Annotated in this window: 13 protein-coding genes; 3 read left to right on the top strand and 10 right to left on the bottom strand. The window is 31.9% G+C overall.

Translation table 11 applies throughout. The features are described from left to right. Positions 1-164: 164 nt before the first annotated feature. The 6 genes from BK821_RS01440 to BK821_RS01465 all read right to left on the bottom strand — a co-directional run bounded on the left by BK821_RS01440 (position 165) and on the right by BK821_RS01465 (position 6483). Positions 165-860: a GTP pyrophosphokinase gene (locus BK821_RS01440; RefSeq protein ID WP_046835887.1), complete on the bottom strand. Its 696-nt coding sequence runs from the start codon at positions 858-860 to the stop codon at positions 165-167. 195 nt (positions 861-1055) lie between these two features. Then, positions 1056-1469: a DUF2188 domain-containing protein gene (locus BK821_RS01445; RefSeq protein ID WP_071331022.1), complete on the bottom strand. Its 414-nt coding sequence runs from the start codon at positions 1467-1469 to the stop codon at positions 1056-1058. A gap of 296 nt (positions 1470-1765) precedes the next feature. Further along, on the bottom strand, positions 1766-3658 hold the full coding sequence (locus BK821_RS01450) for an FUSC family protein (protein ID WP_103356915.1): 1893 nt from the start codon (positions 3656-3658) through the stop codon (positions 1766-1768). A gap of 322 nt (positions 3659-3980) precedes the next feature. Next, complete coding sequence (gene budA / locus BK821_RS01455) at positions 3981-4679, bottom strand: acetolactate decarboxylase (protein ID WP_046835889.1); 699 nt, start codon at positions 4677-4679, stop codon at positions 3981-3983. A gap of 177 nt (positions 4680-4856) precedes the next feature. Then, a complete protein-coding gene (locus BK821_RS01460; protein ID WP_046835890.1) occupies positions 4857-5141 on the bottom strand; it encodes a putative quinol monooxygenase in 285 nt (94 codons plus the stop codon). A 64-nt stretch (positions 5142-5205) separates the two neighbouring features. Beyond that, positions 5206-6483 carry a pyruvate MFS transporter gene (locus BK821_RS01465; RefSeq protein ID WP_046835891.1) on the bottom strand — a complete coding sequence of 426 codons (1278 nt, stop codon included), beginning with the start codon at positions 6481-6483 and terminating at the stop codon, positions 5206-5208. 291 nt (positions 6484-6774) lie between these two features. Here BK821_RS01465 and uptA point away from each other — a divergent pair, with 291 nt between their 5' ends. After that, positions 6775-7383, top strand: a complete 609-nt coding sequence (uptA, locus tag BK821_RS01470; RefSeq protein ID WP_046835892.1) for an undecaprenyl phosphate transporter UptA — start codon at positions 6775-6777, stop codon at positions 7381-7383. Between the two features lie 210 nt (positions 7384-7593). On the opposite strand, the gene putP is transcribed toward uptA, so the two are convergent. Further along, positions 7594-9141 carry a sodium/proline symporter PutP gene (putP, locus tag BK821_RS01475; RefSeq protein WP_046835893.1) on the bottom strand — a complete coding sequence of 516 codons (1548 nt, stop codon included), beginning with the start codon at positions 9139-9141 and terminating at the stop codon, positions 7594-7596. Positions 9142-9667: 526 nt separating this feature from the next. Here putP and BK821_RS01480 point away from each other — a divergent pair. Beyond that, on the top strand, positions 9668-11620 hold the full coding sequence (locus BK821_RS01480; protein WP_071331023.1) for a fructose-bisphosphatase class III: 1953 nt from the start codon (positions 9668-9670) through the stop codon (positions 11618-11620). A 70-nt stretch (positions 11621-11690) separates the two neighbouring features. Here BK821_RS01480 and BK821_RS01485 read toward each other — a convergent pair whose 3' ends face one another. Then, positions 11691-13463: a cation:proton antiporter gene (locus tag BK821_RS01485; RefSeq protein WP_063410256.1), complete on the bottom strand. Its 1773-nt coding sequence runs from the start codon at positions 13461-13463 to the stop codon at positions 11691-11693. A gap of 370 nt (positions 13464-13833) precedes the next feature. Further along, the gene (locus BK821_RS01490; protein WP_071331024.1) at positions 13834-16815 is read right to left on the bottom strand and encodes a glycoside hydrolase family 2 TIM barrel-domain containing protein; all 2982 of its coding nucleotides are present in this window, start codon (positions 16813-16815) and stop codon (positions 13834-13836) included. A gap of 107 nt (positions 16816-16922) precedes the next feature. Between BK821_RS01490 and BK821_RS01495 the strand changes: the two genes are divergently transcribed. Further along, complete coding sequence (locus tag BK821_RS01495; RefSeq protein ID WP_071331025.1) at positions 16923-17753, top strand: AraC family transcriptional regulator; 831 nt, start codon at positions 16923-16925, stop codon at positions 17751-17753. Positions 17754-17771: 18 nt separating this feature from the next. Here BK821_RS01495 and melB read toward each other — a convergent pair whose 3' ends face one another. Continuing rightward, a complete protein-coding gene (melB, locus tag BK821_RS01500) occupies positions 17772-19160 on the bottom strand; it encodes a melibiose:sodium transporter MelB (protein ID WP_071331026.1) in 1389 nt (462 codons plus the stop codon). Between the last annotated feature and the right edge of the window lie 218 nt (positions 19161-19378).

A 19378-nucleotide genomic window follows, 5' to 3' on the forward strand; every position in this document is an offset into this window, starting at 1 on the left:
GTACGTTTGAACATTTGATGGTCCTTTTATCACAGTTACATTGCATCACAATTAAGTATTTGCTAAAAAACAAAAGCCTACAAAAAAATTGAAACACATTGTCACTCATAACGAATTTTCAATACTCGTTAATTCAAGTCACAATGCGTTTCAACTTTGTTTATTTAATTATCGAACACTTCTGAGCGTATATTCTGCATTTTACTTTCAACAGTAGAAATTTCTCCCGCACATGTTTTTAATGCTGATCTATAACATTCAGTGTCAGCATTATTTTTGTACCGTATTTTATGTTCTAAACTTGCCCACATATCCATGCCTATAGTTCTAATTTGAATTTCTACCGGCACTGTTTCAACTGAATTTGCTAAAAATACATGGACAGAAACAACAATATGCAGACTTCGATAACCATTATCTTTAGGATTTTCAATATAATCTTTACGTTTCAGTAATTTTACATTCTCTTGTTTAAGTAATAATGATTCAATCACGTATATATCATCGATATAATTGCAAACTACTCTGATACCTGCAATATCTAAGATATGCGCTTTAGCTGCATCAGTACTAATATCATAACCTTTACGATTTAACTTATTAATTAAACTTCTCATTGTTTTAACACGACGTTCCATATGGTGAATTGGATTATGTTTGTACATTTGTTGGAAATTATCATCTAATATATCTAATTTAGTACTTATTTCTTTTAGTGCTGAAGAATATAATTGCTCAAGTGCAACAAATCCAATCAACATATCGAATGCTGATTCATCACTACTAAATTGGCCTATACTTTCTTTTAGTTCCGCCTTCAAATCTTCTATGTTTAATGAAGGCTTTCTCTCTACGTACATATGTTGGACCTCCAAAGTGTTTACTCATTGAAAAACATTTTATCTAATGTAATTTTATATTTCAAATCATAAGAAAACGTCCATCGTTACTGTTTATAAAACGTTTCACGTAATATTAACATTAAATATCGCATATGTTTTCATAATTTATGACAAAAGCATCCACCTATCAATTTAAGATAAAAATATAATGATTTATTCGTCTTTTTTATGCTCAATAATTTCTGTATTTCTATTATCGGCAATATTTCTGGCACGTTTCATCGCATCTGCCTTCCTCTCAAAACTATCAGATGCTTGCTTAGCACTATCAGATTTAATTTTCCATACGTCGTCTTCAAAATAAACATCTACATCTTTTTCATTCAATTGTGGATTAGACGAATCATCCGCGTCATGCTTAGTTATTTTTTTATTTTTTAATTGCTCTAAATCTTTTTCAGAAGCATCTTTATACCAAGATTCAGCTTGTTTAGTAGCGATAGGAATAGCATTCTCTTCTTTATAACCATCTTTTAGCATTGCATTACCAATATCAATCGCTTTTTTGCGCTCCAACTTATCCATATTTTTCCAACTTTGTGGAAAGTCATCCATAGTCCAAGGCATCACAAAAAACCTCCTATACTTTTATTTTCTTTATATAGTGTTTACCTCTTATAAATTAAAATAAACAGTGAGTAAAATTGCATATATCTATATTTTTTTAATATTTCATAGCTATATTTCTGTTTAAATAATTATTTTTAATAGCCATCACTCATACTTCCGTTACACAAACCGTAGACTGCGCGTGTACTCAGCAATTTATATAAAATCATTTTTATCACAACAAAAATAAGCCAAACCACGAAGCAATAATCGTGAATTGACTTATCCTGTTAAAACTGTGATAACGAAGCATTTTATCTAGCATTCATACAATTACTTTGAATATTCGTTAATGATGTCCGTATATTAATATATTGTGGTAATTCTGGTAGATTTTGAATTTGGATATTTGTACCTCTTTCAAAATGTTTCGCTATATTTTCAAAAACAAGTAAATATTGTCCCATTTTTTCGTCGTTAATATGATATCTTTGTTCGTTATTCAATGCCCTATTGAACATAAAGCTCAACTCTTCTAATGCGTAAATACTTGGATAATAATATTGAATCTCACTTTTATTACTAAAAAGTTCGCCGTTCGCATTATTATATATTTGTATCATATTATTGAGTTTAACACTGAGGTTTAATAATTCGCGTTTATCTTGTTTTATAGATGAGTATTTATTACTTGAGAATAGATAATGGAACAACACTGCTTCATTTCTAGCAACATCTGCAAGCGACCCCGGTAACATTGATGACGCTGTTTTTCGTCCAATAAAGAGTAAACAAACCACTGCAATCACAATGCCTACTATCACATCAGTAATTCGTGGTAAGGCGATGACAATAGATAAATGATTAGACGCTAAGCCATTTAACAAAATAACTTGGATTGTGATAAAAATAACCGCAAAAGAATAATTAGCACCTACAAACATCTCTGTTATTGCCGCTGACGCAGCTAACAAAATAATAGCAACCAGTATTGGAGGCGTTGTTAACAATATTAATGACAGCACGAGCACACCAATGATTGTTCCTATACATCTTGCCCCTGCTCGTTCAAAGCTATGTAAAGTAGTGGCACCTACCAACACCGTATGTGTACTCAAAGGAATCCAATATGCTTTATCAAAATCAAACATTAATGCAATAAAAATTGAAATTCCCATAATAATTGCATACTTCAAAATATTTCTAAAGACAAAGGAATCCAAAGTTAGATTAGATAACATGCGGTGTCCATATACTGGCATGCGGACATTCACCTCATGTTCTACACGTTCATTATCAGCATTTATAATAGCATCAACTTTAAATATATTATCAACTAAATTTTGATACTGGGAATCTATTTCTACTTTTTGAGTCCATTGTGTCTTAATATTACCTTCTGAAAACACCATTTTAATGACAAAATCTGCCATCTGTTTAATTTCTTTCGGTAAAGGGCGTATTTGTTTCTCATTCAACTCTAATAATTCTGAATGAATACCCTGAGCTGTATTATGTAATAGCAATAAGCGTTGAAATTCAGGAGAAGCTTTCGATTTAAACGTGCTAGAAGTGATTAATTGATTATCAGAGTTTCTAAATGCACTCACTGCAAACTGTGAAGCTTTTGCAAATGCTTTAGGATCGTCAAAATTATATATCAACTGTTTAATGATATTATAATCACTTTTAACAGCTTTCATTTCTGCAGATTCTTTAGAAAATAGTATAACAATAATAACCATTAATGTGGCTAGTAATCCTCCTGCAAACATGGCCATCCCTCTATACAAAGCATCCTCTGGAGCGAAAGGTAAATTTGTAGGCAAACTAAATGCCACGATAAAAAAGATTGATGAAGGCCCTACAATATTTAGAGAACTGAATATGTAATGCGGAATAATTGTAATAACCAGTAATAAGATACCAAATAATATAGGTTGATTTACAGTGAGCGATCCTAACATCATCGCTATCGATAATCCTACCGTTGAAAAGAAAACAACACGAAGTTTAGATTGCGCTGGTCCACCAAATACATATATATGCGCTAACGTACCAGTGGCAATTAATAACCCTGTAGAAAAATGATTGGTTAAGTAACCAATTATGAGTGGAATAAGCATTAATATACCTTGCCTGAAACCTTTAGCGACGTCAATTTTCATTGTATTAAAACGTATCAGTGATTTTAAATATTTAATCAAAGTTGGAAAGCATCTCCTTTATTAATTTATCTTTTACTTTCTATGTTTTTAAATATACTATAGAAAAAATTGCATACAAAAATACGTTATTTAGCAATAACGTATTTTGGCATAAACATATGTCATTTAATTACTGAAGTGCTATATCATTTATTATCTAATACATTACAATATTAAAATGATGCACATGTTCAAAATCCAAACAATACTCTACTATTTTAACACTAATTTTTTAATCATCTACAGGCTTTATATAAATTTTATAATTGTCATTCTCATATAAGAATATGTTTTCTGTCATACCAGTGCTTTATCCAAATAGTTATTCTGTTTCTTTTATATCTTCATTCACAGTCGAATAATCAATGTCTGATTCTAAAAAAGTTTTGTCATTAGTAGGAAAATGTTGCTCTAATGTCTCAATATTACTTAATTCTACTAATCCTTTGTTAACTTCAAAGTTTAATACATGACCACCTAACGTTCTAGCTTCATCAATAAAATGTAAATGAAATCCACTTGCAGCTATGCCATGGAACAGTTGTGGTGTATAAAACCCTACAATGCTGCCCCTTACGTGTTCATATTGAAATTCTGGTTGTCTTTTAGCTGACTCTATAAGTTTTGTATAAGGTTTTTCTTGTTTTGGCATCATTCTAACGTGCATAAACTCAAATTCACCTGTGATTTTAATCGCTATAAATACACTGTTACTTCCAGCTTTACACTGAACTTCATTCAAAACAGCTTCTGAATCTGTAATATTACGTATTTCAAAATGATTATTAGGTTGAAATGGTGTCACTGTAGCATAAGGCGTCATCTCATGACCATCTAATTGTTTAAAATCACCAAATTCATTGGCATGATAAGCCACGCCATCTAATATAATGACTTCCCCATCTGAACCTGTTAACGTCCCAATACCTAGATTGCCATGTTCTAATACTTCATTGATTGATGCAGTACCATCTAATAAACCAGCCATTAATAAGCCTAGTGTACCGTGTTGATATAACATGATTATTTCTCCCCCTTATCAAAACAAATTCCGCTTTATATTAATCGATTAATATGACTATAGACGTTTAAATTTATACGCTGTTATAGTTATTATTTCTCACTTTCTAAAAAATAAAACCTAAACTTATACCCTATTAGGTAAGTTTAGGTTTTATCTCATATTATTCCACAAATTTTATTTGCTTTGAGAAACAGTTATAGCAGGCTTTTCAGTAAGATATTGACTTACTTCTTTGAAAAATTGTTGGAAATGCTCCGAATTATTGTGAGCTTCTACCGCTTCTTCATCTTTATATTGCTCGATAAACGCAAATGTATTTGGTTCGTCAGTTTGTTCAAATTGTTTATAAAATAATGAACCTTCTTCTTTACTAGCACCTTCAACTAAAGGTTTCACTAATTCTAAATAATCTTCACGCTTTGATGGATCTACTTTCATTATTGCATTAATTGTAATCATATATTTTCCCTCCTAAGTATAACAATTATACTTAATAATAACCAAAACACAAATAATGTAAACTTTATAGATCTTCTTTTTCAATTAAGAGCGGTTTATCAGGTTGTACAAAGAACCACATAATGATTGCAAATATAACTGGGATAATGACAAGCTCTAATGTGACAGTCCAGCCAACGATATCTACCATCATACCTGCTAATAATGGACTTAATAACGCACCAATATTTCCCCATAAGTTCATCCAACCTGAAACTGAACCAGAGAAATTACGCCCTAAATCAGTTGCTGCTGCCCAGCTCATTCCTGTGGCAATTCCAATACCACCTAAACATAGCGATAACCAGAAAACATTAACTACAAGACTATCTGTTTGTATAGACATAAAGAGTGAAATACAAAAGACTAAAAACCCAATAATTGCTATAGAAGCACGTGCAACAAAGCGAGATTTTCCACTTTGTAAAAGTTTGTCTGAAATCGCTCCACCAAGGAGAATCAAAATAAACATCGCTATCCATGGTGCTCCAGCTGCCCAAGCCATATCAGGATCACTTAATTTAACATGATACTGTTCTGTTAGGTAAGTTGGTAACCAAATTAAAAATAATGAAACAACAAATTGTACTACAAAATATTGTGCTGCAAGTGCATAAAAACTGAATCTTTTTAAAAATAAATTCCAAGGCGCATTTGCTTTTTCAGTTTTAATAACATCACGATTTTCCAATATATACTGTCTTTCAGCTTCATTAACCATTTTATGTTGCTCTGGTAAATCTTTAGAAATAATAACCCATAATACTGAAATCAATAACCCAATGACACCAAAGATATAAAACACTGCTTGCCAACCAAACATATTCACGATAGCGATTGTAACTACCGGTGCAATAACCGGTCCAAAATAGGAACCTGCTAATAAAACACTAGATGCACGTCCCTTTTCCCCTTTTGCAAACCAAAATGAATTGAATACTGCATTCGAAGGATACATTGGTGCTTCCCCTATACCAAATAGGAAACGTACTGCATATAACAGACCATGGTTTTTAACAACGCCCGTCAAAATCGTAAATGCACTCCACCATACAAGTGCAATGGTAAGCATTTTTTTAGAACCAAATTTTTCTGCTAAAAATCCTGAAGGAACTTGCATTAATGCATATCCTAATGAGAAAAATGATGCTAACAAACCGAACTGTGTCTTAGTTAAATGTAAATCTTCCATCATTGGTCCAGCAATAATAGATATATTAGAACGATCCATATAAGCAATAACCCCAATAATAAAAAATGCAATCGCAAAATACCATCTGACATTTGATCTTTTTTGTTCCATATTCTCTCCACACTTTCTCCCTTAAAGTTACTAGTCATCATATGACCTATTGTGTTTCCTAGATATTACCACATCGTGTAATCGCTTACAATCTTTTTTTTACATATTACTCTTATAAAAGGAATTTATTTAAACTTATCTTAAAAAATAAATCTTACCTTTTTAGAATGAATTCATACTAAAGTAGTAGTAACTTTTTCTGCACAATTCTCTAAATTGGACTATAATGAATGCAAATGCTTAAAAAGCAATAATAATACGTTCATTTTCAAAGGAGCTCATTTCATAATTATGGAACAAATACTTACTAATTTTATCAGCACATGGGGCTATGCAGCCATTGCGATACTAATATTATTAGAAAATATACTACCTTTTATACCCTCTGAAATTATATTAACCTTTGCTGGCTTAATGTCTGTTAAATCTGACTTATCCATCGGCACGCTGTTTATCATATCTACATTCGCTTCTCTTATAGGATTAATTGTACTCTACTATATCAGTAGACTCGTTTCAGAAAAACGTTTATACCGTTTTGTGGATAAATATGGAAAATGGATTAAGCTCAGAGGCAAAGACGTAGAACGCGCGAATAACTGGTTTAAACATTATGGTCCAATCGCAGTATTTATATGTCGATTTATCCCTGTATTACGGGTACTTATTACTATTCCTGCTGGGATTAATAGAATGAACATTTTTATTTTTGTCATATTATCATTAATTGGTACGACAATTTGGAATTTCGCTTTAATTTATTTAGGTAGTGTGCTAAGTGGCAGTTGGGATGTATTAATGAACGGATTACATACATACTCTTATATTATGTACGCAATTATTTTTTTAGCAATCATTTATATTTTTTATTATTTATTCAAAAAAAATCGTGCACAGTAATTTCTTACTATTAAGGGCTACGTAAGCGTAGTCCTTTTTTGATGTAAAAAAAGACTAACTCCCCCTTTGAAGTTAGTCTTTCACGTTCTCTATATTTCTCCCTTTTTCATCTAGACAATTGATATTAAGTAATACAAATCAAAGAAGTGCTAAGTCTAGTACTTTGTTTAATTATCAATCATAATTTAACCCCTAAATAAATTATAATTGTTAGTTCTTAATGTCACCTTTAACAAGTTGTCGTACTTCCTCTAAATCCGATTCAACATCAATTTGAGGCTTCTTAGTAAACTTACTAATAACAACTGTTACTATCAAACTCGTTAAGAACCCAGGTATAATTTCATATAAATTGAAGAAATCATTTACCTCTCCTAGTGGTTTAACATATACAATCCATAATACAACTACGATTGCACCAGCTAACATCCCACTTACTGCACCAGTTCGACTTAATCCTTTCCAATATAATGACAATAGAACAAGTGGTCCAAATGCTGCACCAAAACCTGCCCAGGCATTACCTACAAGATTTAAAATTGTATCGTTTGGAGACCAAGCAATTATAATTGAAATGATGGCTACAACGATAACAGATAAACGTCCAACAAGTACAAATTCTTTTTCATGTGCCTTAGCTGCCGCTTCTCCACGAAACAGTTTGTAGAAATCTTCAGTTAAAGAACTTGATGTTACTAATAGTTGTGAAGAAATCGTACTCATAATTGCAGCTAAAATTGCAGCTAATAAGAATCCACCAACTAAAGGATGAAATAATATTTGTCCCATTAAAATAAATAATGTTTCTGGATCTTCTAGCGTTACACCGCCTTCATTGACAAATGTAATTCCTACTAATCCAACACCTACTGCACCTAATAAGCTAATTATCATCCACCCTATCCCAAAACGTCTGGCTGTTTTAAGTTGTGCGACTGATTTAATAGACATAAAACGAACAATAATATGAGGTTGCCCAAAATAACCTAGGCCCCAAGCAAAGAACGAAATAATACCTATCACTGTAGTCCCTCTAAATAAATCTAGGTTTGTAGGTTTTAACGCTGCTGCTTGTGATAATGTATCAAGACCACTCAATTGCATCATTGCAACTATCGGTACCATTACCATGGCAATTAACATGATTACCCCTTGAAAAAAATCTGTTATAGACACGGCTAAATAGCCACCGAAAAATGTATATGCAATAACGATTGCAGCTACTAAAACTAATCCAAAATGATAATTTAATCCAAATGCACTATCGAATAACTTACCTCCAGATACCATTCCCGAGTGAGTATAAAGCGTAAAAAACACTACTATAATTGCACCGGAAATAATCTTAATCACATTTGATTGATCATCTAAACGATTCTTAAAAAAATCTGGCAATGTAATTGCATCTCCAGCCTTCTCTGTATATACACGAAGACGTGGTGCTACCACGATATAGTTTATGTATGCGCCAATTGTTAAACCAATTGCTAGCCATGCTGCTGATAAACCAGTTGTATACACTTCGCCTGGCAATCCCATTACCATCCACCCACTCATGTCAGATGCACCTGCAGATAACGCTGTTACATATGGACCAATATTTCTACCACCTAACATATACTCGCTTAAATTCCCTGTTGATTGTTTATATCCATAATACCCAATAATCAATAACACTAGGAAGTAAGCACTAAGCATAATATATGTCTGCCAATTTGGATTAACTTGGCTCGACAATGTTGCCCCCAATGTAAACATGAAATAACTCCCCTATAAATAATTTTGTTACATGCATTCATTATACAAAAGTATAGAGATTTTTAAAGGGCTTTTTATAAATTAATTCTATATTCAATTACGACAAAACGCACTTTTTAGCTATATATCAACATTTAAAAGGGTTTTATAAGTTACATAACCAATAGTATATTTAGTTTTTCAATTAGTAATAAAACACATATTAACATTCATTAAAATGAATGTTTTCTACAATGTTTATACAAATAACCATTTTTATATATTTGAGTAACATAATTTCTTTTTCCCTTATTAACACCTTAAAATCATAATCTTTACAGTTGTTTTAACTACTATCCCCCTAACTTTCAATTAATTTATGTTATACAACAAGCCATATTTTAGAATTTAATTAAAATTCATAATATAATAAGAAATAGACAAAGCAGTCAAAATTAGTGCTACAATATACGATATAAATGGAAGCGTTTTACTCAGACGTGTAGACCATATAAATGAAAATATTACAACTGGAGTGACCTAAATAATGCGTAAACCAACAGACAAAAGCGTGAAGGGGAGATACTTAGATCTCTTATCTGAACAATTTAACAATAAAGAAGAGTTAGCTACAGAAATCATTAACCTTGAATCTATACTAGAGCTTCCAAAGGGTACGGAACATTTCGTTAGTGATTTACATGGAGAATTTCATGCATTCCAACATGTATTACGCAACGGTTCTGGAAATGTGCGTTCCAAAATAAATGACATCTTTCAAGATACACTCACACGTAGAGAAATTAATGAATTTGCAGCACTTGTTTATTATCCCGAGGAAAAATTAAAATTAATCAAAAATAGTTTTAACTCTAAATCTGAATTGAATGAATGGTACATTACAACCATTAATCGTTTAATTAAATTAATTACTTATGCATCTTCAAAATATACACGTACAAAATTACGAAAGTCTTTACCTAAAAATTATGTTTTTATCATTGAAGAACTCCTTTATAAAAGTAATAAATATAACAACAAACAATCTTATTATGAAAAACTAATCAATCAAATCATCGAACTTGAACAATCTGACGATTTAATTATTGGGCTGTCCTTTACTGTTCAACACCTTGTTGTCAATCACTTACATGTTGTTGGAGATATTTATGACCGTGGCCCTGAACCTGACAAAATTATGGAAACTCTGATTGCGTACCCTTCTGTGGATATTCAATGGGGCAATCATGATGTTTTATGGATAGGTGCCTATGCAGGATGTAAAGTTTGCTTAGCTAATTTACTACGTATCTGTGCTCGCTATGATAATTTAGATATTATAGAAGATGCTTATGGTATAAATTTACGTCCCTTATTAACACTTGCTGAAAAATATTATGATGGCTCAAATTTAGCTTTTAGACCTAAAAATCCTGAAGCATTGACAGATCCAGAATTAGAACAAATTACTAAGATACATCAAGCTATCGCAATCATACAGTTCAAACTAGAAGCACCTATTATTAAGCGTCGTCCAACTTTTGAAATGGAAGAACGCTTAGTATTAGAAAGTATTGATTATGAAAAAAATGAAGCAACGCTTTATGGAAAAACATATACTTTAGATAATACTTGCTTCCAAACAATTGACCCTGAAGACCCAAATAAATTAATTGAAGAAGAAGCTGAGGTCATGGACAAACTACTATTGTCAGTACAACAATCTGAAAAATTAAAACGTCACATGACATTTTTAATGCAAAAAGGAAAACTGTATTTGCCTTATAATGGAAACTTGCTTATACATGGCTGTATTCCTGTAGATGAAAATGGAGAGATGGAATCCATGACTATTGATGGGGTTAAACATTATGGTAGAGATCTATTAGACCATTTCGAAGATTATGTGAGAGTCGCCTTTGATCACAAAGACATCGAGGATGATTTGGCAACAGATCTTGTATGGTATTTATGGACCGGGAAATATTCTTCATTATTTGGTAAACGTGCTATGACAACTTTCGAACGTTACTTCATAAAAGATAAATCAGCTCATAAAGAAACCAAAAATCCATATTATCATTTACGTGAAGATGTAAATATGTGCAGAAAAATGCTTAAAGACTTTGGACTCGATCCAGATCAAGGCCATATCATTAATGGACATACACCGGTTAAAGAAATTGATGGTGAAAACCCCATTAAAGCTGAAGGTAAAATGATTGTGATTGATGGTGGTTTCTCTAAAGCATACCAGTCAACAACTGGTATCGCCGGCTACACGCTACTTTATAATTCATTTGGTATGCAACTCGTAGCACATCAACATTTCAATTCAAAAAAACATGTATTACTTAACGGTGCCGATGAATTATCTATTCGTCGTGTTGTTGATAAAGAATTGAAACGAAAAAAAATAAGAGATACTAATACAGGTCAAGAAATTCAGGAAAAAATAGACATACTCAAAGAACTGATGCATGATCGTTATGTAAACTAAATACCTAAAACATAAAACAAATTTAAAACCCATTTGCTCAAAAATTTAATTAAGCGCAAATGGGTTTTCATTATATATTTTGATGTAAATATGCATCTTTCAAATAGCCAATTGTGCCATTATCAGCATCAATTAAACTATTATTACGTTTAAAAGTAACAACTTTATTATCGCTAATATGATATAAGATCATGTCATTTTTAGTTAATTGTCGCTTATTTGAAACTGGAATTTCTAATATATTATGATTAACGATAAAACGATTAAACCAATGTGAAGTGAAATTTTTATCAAATAAAATATGGTTTCTAATCGGTCCATCGACATTACTACGAGCGTGTTCATCAGTGAATGACACTGGCATCATGTCGACATTTTTCAATCCGAATTCAGGTACAAGTTCATTAAAGGCTAAACTATTAAAGACAAATGATTGCGTCATAAGTAAACATTTATTATAACGCGTCATATCTGCATAAATACGATCATTACTTGAAAGTAAGTTACCTTCAAATACTTCGAAATCCAAATCTTTGGAACGTTGTGATGTATTATTAAATAAATTAAATGTCATAACTGGTATTCGATGCGCTCTTAGCTTCGCACCGAGATGAAAAGAAAATTCACTTTCGCCTACTATGATTACGCCTGGTGGTTCTGTACTTGAAAGCCGCATAACTTTACTCAATGGCAAGAAACTAAAACCATAAATAACCACTGTTACAAATACCAAGCCAAAAGTAACCGGAGTAATATATTCAGCCATCGGTGTGCCCTTTTCTACAAACAAACCACCAAAGAACTGAGCTACTGTTAGCACAACGATACCTCTTGGTGCCATCATTGATACCATTGCTCGTTCTCGTTTTGAAATTTCAGTATTAATTGTAGCTAACAAAATTGATAAAGGCCTAACTAAAATAATCATAATTGCACAAAAAATAAATAATTTCCACGATAAGATACTTTTCAAGACTTCTAAGGTCAACGATGAAGTAATCAATATAAATACGGTTGAAACCATAATTGTCGACATATTTTCAATAAAGTGATCTGATTCTTTAAATATGAGGTCATGTCGCTTCATTCGAGCCATCATTAAACCAAATATTGTAACTGCTAATAAACCTGATTCTGGTAGGAATTCATCACAAATCGCAAAAGTCAGTAGGATGAATACCAATTGAATCGGTGGCATTAAATTTTGTGGTATAAGATCACGTTTAATTAACCACATAAATAAATAAGATGCTGCAAATCCAACAATGACAGCAATGAATGAACGTAAGACAAAACTCAAAATAATTTGTAAGTTAAAGCCTTGTTCTATAATTTGAAAGACATAAAATGCACCTAACGCTAACATCGGTCCAATAGGATCTAGGATAATACTTTCCCATCTTAATATTGAATCCACACTTTTGCGCACTTTAGCCTGCTTTAATAAGGGTTGAATCACAGTTGGTCCAGTTATTAAAAACAGTCCACCCAAAACCAACGAAATTGCAATTGAAAAATCAAGCACATAGTGCAGCGTAATTGCACCTAAAATCCATGCGATAATTGCACCAATTGTAATAATGCGAACCACTGCTTTGGATATACCTCTTAACTCACGAAAATCCAAATTACTGCTACCTTCAAAAAGTATAATCGCAACTGCTATAGACACTAACGGACTAAACGCTGATTCTCCTAAACTTTCTTGTGGATTAATTAAGCCAAACACAGGTCCCACAAGCAACCCTACTATAGCCATAACTACAATAGATGGCCATTTGATTCTAGAAGCAAACCACTGGCTGAAAATACCTAATGCTAAAAATATAACAATGACTAGCATTAGTGGCAAATTTAGTAAAGACACGTATACTCCCTCTCTCTATTTCATTTAATTATCAAACGTCTACAATCATGCAATTCAACGAACGATATCACTCAAAAAAGCATTAAGCAAACATACTACCAAAATTTGGAGCGTAACGCATTAAAATAAGCTTCATTTATTACTCATAATATACAAATTAAGTTCACTTTTATATTATTTTTCTTTTTGTCTAAATTTACATTATAACTATATACCTATTTAACATTAGATAAACGTCAAAAAACTGAAAGACACAAGTAATGTATCTTTCAGTTACTTCTAAATTTATAACAATTTTTATTACCTCATACTTCTGCTACCTAAATATCACATGATTGTTTCAATTTTAAAGCTTGTTAAAATGTATTTTATATTTCAATTTAAATTGTGATTGGTTTAATTGATACTTTTCTGGTAGTCTAGGCCCACAGCTATTTGTACCAATACCACTTTGTCCCTCATCAATAGTTAAAAATGTATAGGATTCTGCGGTTAATTCATCATCATGATTAGCTACCGTTAATTGGTAATCTGAATAATGTTTTGCATTAAAACTTATTGGTTTTTCTGCTATCACTTCTGCTTGATACTGGCCATCAGTTAATGCGATGTAACTTGTATCAATGTGACTTCCTGTTTCTTGAGGCATAATATGATGTTCAAAATTCTGAGTTACGGTTGTTTCAAACATATCTAAATAACTTGCTTCTCTTTTATCAATATAACTACAGAATGGCCCGAAACCATAATATTTTAATGCTTCAAACTGCTCAGATAATTTAAACGTCATACCGAATCTAGGTAAAAATGGCGCTCTTGCCTCTTTCTTCATATTGTAATCTACTGATATTTCACCTTGATTTAAAACACTCCATGTTAGTGTCCCTGTCATCACTTTAGGTCGACGATCTTCTATAAGTGCTAGGTCGAAACAAATCGTAATGCTTCCATCATGATGTTGCTTCACAGATGTCTCATAGACTCTTGGACGTAATGAATCATAATTCATCTTTTTCCATTCAACTTTGACATGACTATCATTGTCTGTCGGTGCTCTCCATACTGTAAGTTGTATAGGATCATTGACTAAAATATGCTGCTCGTGCACCACTTTCGATAGCACACCACAATGTTTATCAAAAACATAATACCAATTCTGGTACTTAACAACGACTTCTTGTGATGTGTCCTTGATTAGAGAAACCTTTTCTTGCTGCTTGTTATTCAAAGCAGCTATATCTCTTCGTTTATAAATAACTTGATCGGTACCTAAATAGGTATCTTTTTGTAATAATAATTGATCCTTTTTAACTACATAAGCAAATGAAACATCACTGACTGTATCTAGCATAATATATTCACTCAAATTCATTTCGATAATTGTATGAGGTTTAAATTCAGGTAACTCTAGCTCAAATACAACCTTTTCACCGTCTCGATGAGTTACTGTACAAATTATATTAATTATTTCAGATACATCAACAAAATCCAGTCTATTTTCGAAAATATAATTAGTAGCGTTGTGTTCTTTTAAAATAATAGGACGATGTATTTGTTGAAATTCAAAATAATTATCATGCGGCATTCTATCTGGGTTCACAATACCATCTACACAAAAGTTACCATCATGTACCTTTTCTCCAAAATCGCCGCCATATCTATATACCGATGCGCCATTTTGGATAGTTGTTTTGATTGCATGATCACACCACTCCCATACAAAACCACCTATAAACGCATCATAATTCTCCATTAATTCATGATATTCTTTAAGACCTCCAGGAGAATTTCCCATAGCATGTGCATACTCACATAGAACAATAGGTTTATCTAAATCTTCTTTTGATAGATAGCGTTGTACCAATTCATCGGTAGAAGGATACATTCTACTAATCATATCAATCAGTGATAAATCATGATGATCCTCAGCATACAACGCCCCTTCATAATGTAATGGTCTCGTAGTATCTAATTGCTTTGCTTGTTCCAGCGCCCTCTCAAAGTTACAGCCAAAACCAGCTTCATTGCCCATAGACCATGAAATAATTGAAGTGAAATTTTTCAATGGGACGATCGATGATACTACTCTTTCTATAATGGGTTTCTCAAATCGTTTATCATCTGCAATGAGGTTATAATCCTCGTTATTCTCTTCACCATATAGTAATACGACACCATGTGTTTCAAGGTCTGCTTCGCTCATAACGTAAAAGCCATATTGATTCGCAAGTTCATAAAAATACGGGGACTTCGGATAGTGCGCTGTACGAATCGCATTAAAATTGCCTGCTTTCATAAGTTTAAAATCCTCAAGTAATCGTTCTTCACTTATTGAATATCCAGTTTCAGGATCACTATCATGGTAATTGACCCCTCTTAATTTAATCGCTTGGTCATTGATTAATAATTTATTATTAGAAATAGTAACTTCCCTAATTCCGATTTTTTGGCTAATTACTTCATCCGCTGTTATTACAAATAATTCATATAAATAGGGACGCTCTGCACTCCATAATTTCGCTTCTGGCACAGTGATTGAAAATCCTTCTAATGCTGCATTATCAACAGCAATAACATTGCCTTCATTATCTAATAATTGATAAGTTACTTCAGGGTTTTGTTTCTGCTTTAAAATCGCTACTTCAATCGTCGCTTCTTTATACTCACCTAATTTTGTCTCTATTTTGAAATCAATAATACGTTTTTTACTTCTCCCTACCACATAAACATCTCTAAAAATACCTGAATGTCTAAACATGTCTTGATCCTCAAAATAAGTGGCATCCGAATATTTGAACACTAATACTTCAATTTTATTATTTTGTGCTCTTACAAATGAAGAAATATCAAATTCATTAATATCATGTGCAATTTGTCCGTATCCTACAAATTGGTGATTTACCCATACATAATATGCACCAGCTACACCTTCAAAGTTTAAATGATAGTCTAATTTTTCATCGTAATTTTTTATATCAAAATCTTTTTGGTAAAAACCACATGGATTCTTTTCAGGTACATAAGGAGGATCGTATGGAATAGGATATTGTACATTTGTATACTGTAATTGATCATATCCATGTAAATTCCAAACGCTTGGTACAGGAATTTCATCAAATTCTAATAATTCATGCTGCTTTAAAAACTCATTTAAACTCTCAAAATATCTAAATTTCCATGTTCCATTGAGCAACGTTACTCTATTCATATGTTCCCGCTTCGGATTAGAAAAAGCTTCTGTCTTATTAGTATATGGTACAAAATAAGCATGTTTCGGTAATGCGTTTACACTTTGTTTTTCTATATCAGTATGAAATTTAAAATTCAAACAAATCCGCTCCTAACTTTTATCTTTTCCAATAATATATTCAAATATTATTTAATATATATGTGGTATAATAATTTAAAACTAATCTTTATAAAGTGGGTGTCCTCATGCATTTATTATGGAAAAAATTCAAAAAATTTAATTATGAAGCCCAAGTTGATGAATGCGGTATTGAAATAGGCACATCTATTATTGGATATGATTATATTGTTACTCGGCCTGTTGTAATTCACATTGTTTCAGAAGGTGAAGGTGATTTTATATATGATGGCGTAAAGCATCATTTATGTTCTGGCGATGTTTTTGTTTTAAAAAAAGGCATGAAAGTTCAATATAACCCTTCAATAAATAAGCCTTGGCGCTATTATTGGGTAGGTATAAGTGGCAAACAAGCACATACCTATTTTTCTCGTTCAGCTTTAGCTGAGCATATTGTAATGAAAAATTATGATACAACACTACTATTTTCAATTATTTCTAAAATATGTGATTTATCCGCAAATATGGATATTAAAAAATCACAAGATATCTTATTAAATCAATACTTATTTGAGTTGTTACATTGCTTACAAGAAACATTTCCGACCAATCAAGACATACTAGATAACCAACAATTACATACAAATATTCAAGTAGCATTAGATTTTATAAACCAGAATTTCACTTCAAACATTACTATTGATGACGTTGCTAAAAAAGCGAATTTGAGTAGAAGTTATCTTTATAAAATGTTTATTAAGCATTTCAATGTATCACCTAAAACATATTTGATACATCTTCGTATGTATCAAGCTGCTCAACTGTTAATACAAACTTCACACCCTATTAGCTATATTGCTTACAGTGTAGGTTATAAAGACCCGCTCGTTTTTTCTAAGTCATTTAAGCACTATTTCAAAATAAGTGCTACAGCATATAGAGCACGTTACGGTGTTTAATGCGCAATGATACAACGACTAAATATCGGTTTGTTTTTCTTTATTTTTACGCTTATAATACAACGTTTTTTGTATATCACTTAAAAAATCGCCTTTTAAATTAAATGCCTTATGGTAAAGTACACCACAAGCAATAATAAATATGAGCGGTATACCAATCATTTCAATTCTCATTCCTAAAATTGTCCCTGCTGTTTGAGCTTGGTTTGGGATATAACCTACAAGTGAAAGACCAAGACCTACACATAAGCCAGCTACCGCTTGTGCCAACTTCACTAAAAATGTTTGTGTAGATGTAATCACACTTTCATTGCGTTGACCAAATTTAACTTCACTATAATCTATAACATCTGCTAATGCGACAGTATTTACACCTACTAATGTTCCAGTACCATATCTGATGAGACCGCCTCCCAAAATAATCCATAAAGGCGCTTGGGGTGCTACAAATCCTGCAATTAATATGACAAAGAGACCCATAATAACACTTAAAATAGCACTATTAAATACTATGGTACGTCCTAACCTTTTCACTAAAAATGGAAAGACTAACAAAGCTACCATTTCCATAATAATTAATGTATTAAATAGCGAGAATAAACTTTCAGCGTTTGTTACATATTTAAAATAGTAAATAATAATGCCATTAATCATTTGACCACATAAGTTAAATGCAAGAATTACACCAATAATCGCTAATAGTTCTTTATTTTTAAATAAAATACGCCATATATCTTTAAAATTAACTTTAATAGCATTCTGCCTTTCAATTTCTACATCTTCTTTAACAAAAATGACTGTGATTCCTATAGTTATAATAAAAATAACACTACAAATAATAGCTAGTATAAAGATACCTGTTTCCCTCGAACCACTATCAAACAAAGCACCTAATTCATCTATAAACCATAGACCAAAACTACCAATAATTAATGCTGCAAAGCTCGCAAAAAATCGTGGAACTACAGCTATTTCTTCTCTTTCCCTGGGGTTGCTTGTTAAGTTTGGTAACCAAGACCAATAAGGAATATCCATAATTGTATATGTCATTCCCCACAGTATATATACAATCGATATATATACGTACATCGAAGTGGTAGACATATCAAAATTGGTAAATAATAACACCGTGATTACTGCATTAATCAATGTTCCTACAATAAGCCATGTTTTAAATTTACCTAGCTTATTACGTGTATTATCTACAATCATCCCCATCACCGGATCATTAATAGCATCCCAAATCCTAGCAACAAAAAATAACACCCCTGCAAAAGCTGGAGATAATCCTAAAATATCACTCATATAAAACATCAAAAATAAACTTACAATGTTAAATACAGCGTCCTTGCCGACTGTACCAAATCCAAATGCATACTTTTGAAATTTAGTTAAATTTCTTTCCATTCACTTGTCACCTACTCATATTCATTTTGGGTTTAAATTGTTACAATAAATTTTGATTAGAAGGCCTTCCTCTATATGAAAACGTTATCATCTATTTTTAAAAATTACGATAGTTTAATCAATCCTTCACATGTCTTTATGTTTCCTATTAATGGTATTCTATAATCAGTTAAAGCCTTGCATAAAACAACTAATATTTGCTGTCCCTACCTTTGATA

The organism is Staphylococcus sp. LCT-H4, from assembly GCF_001866145.1.
In the GTDB taxonomy this organism is placed as follows: domain Bacteria; phylum Bacillota; class Bacilli; order Staphylococcales; family Staphylococcaceae; genus Staphylococcus; species Staphylococcus succinus.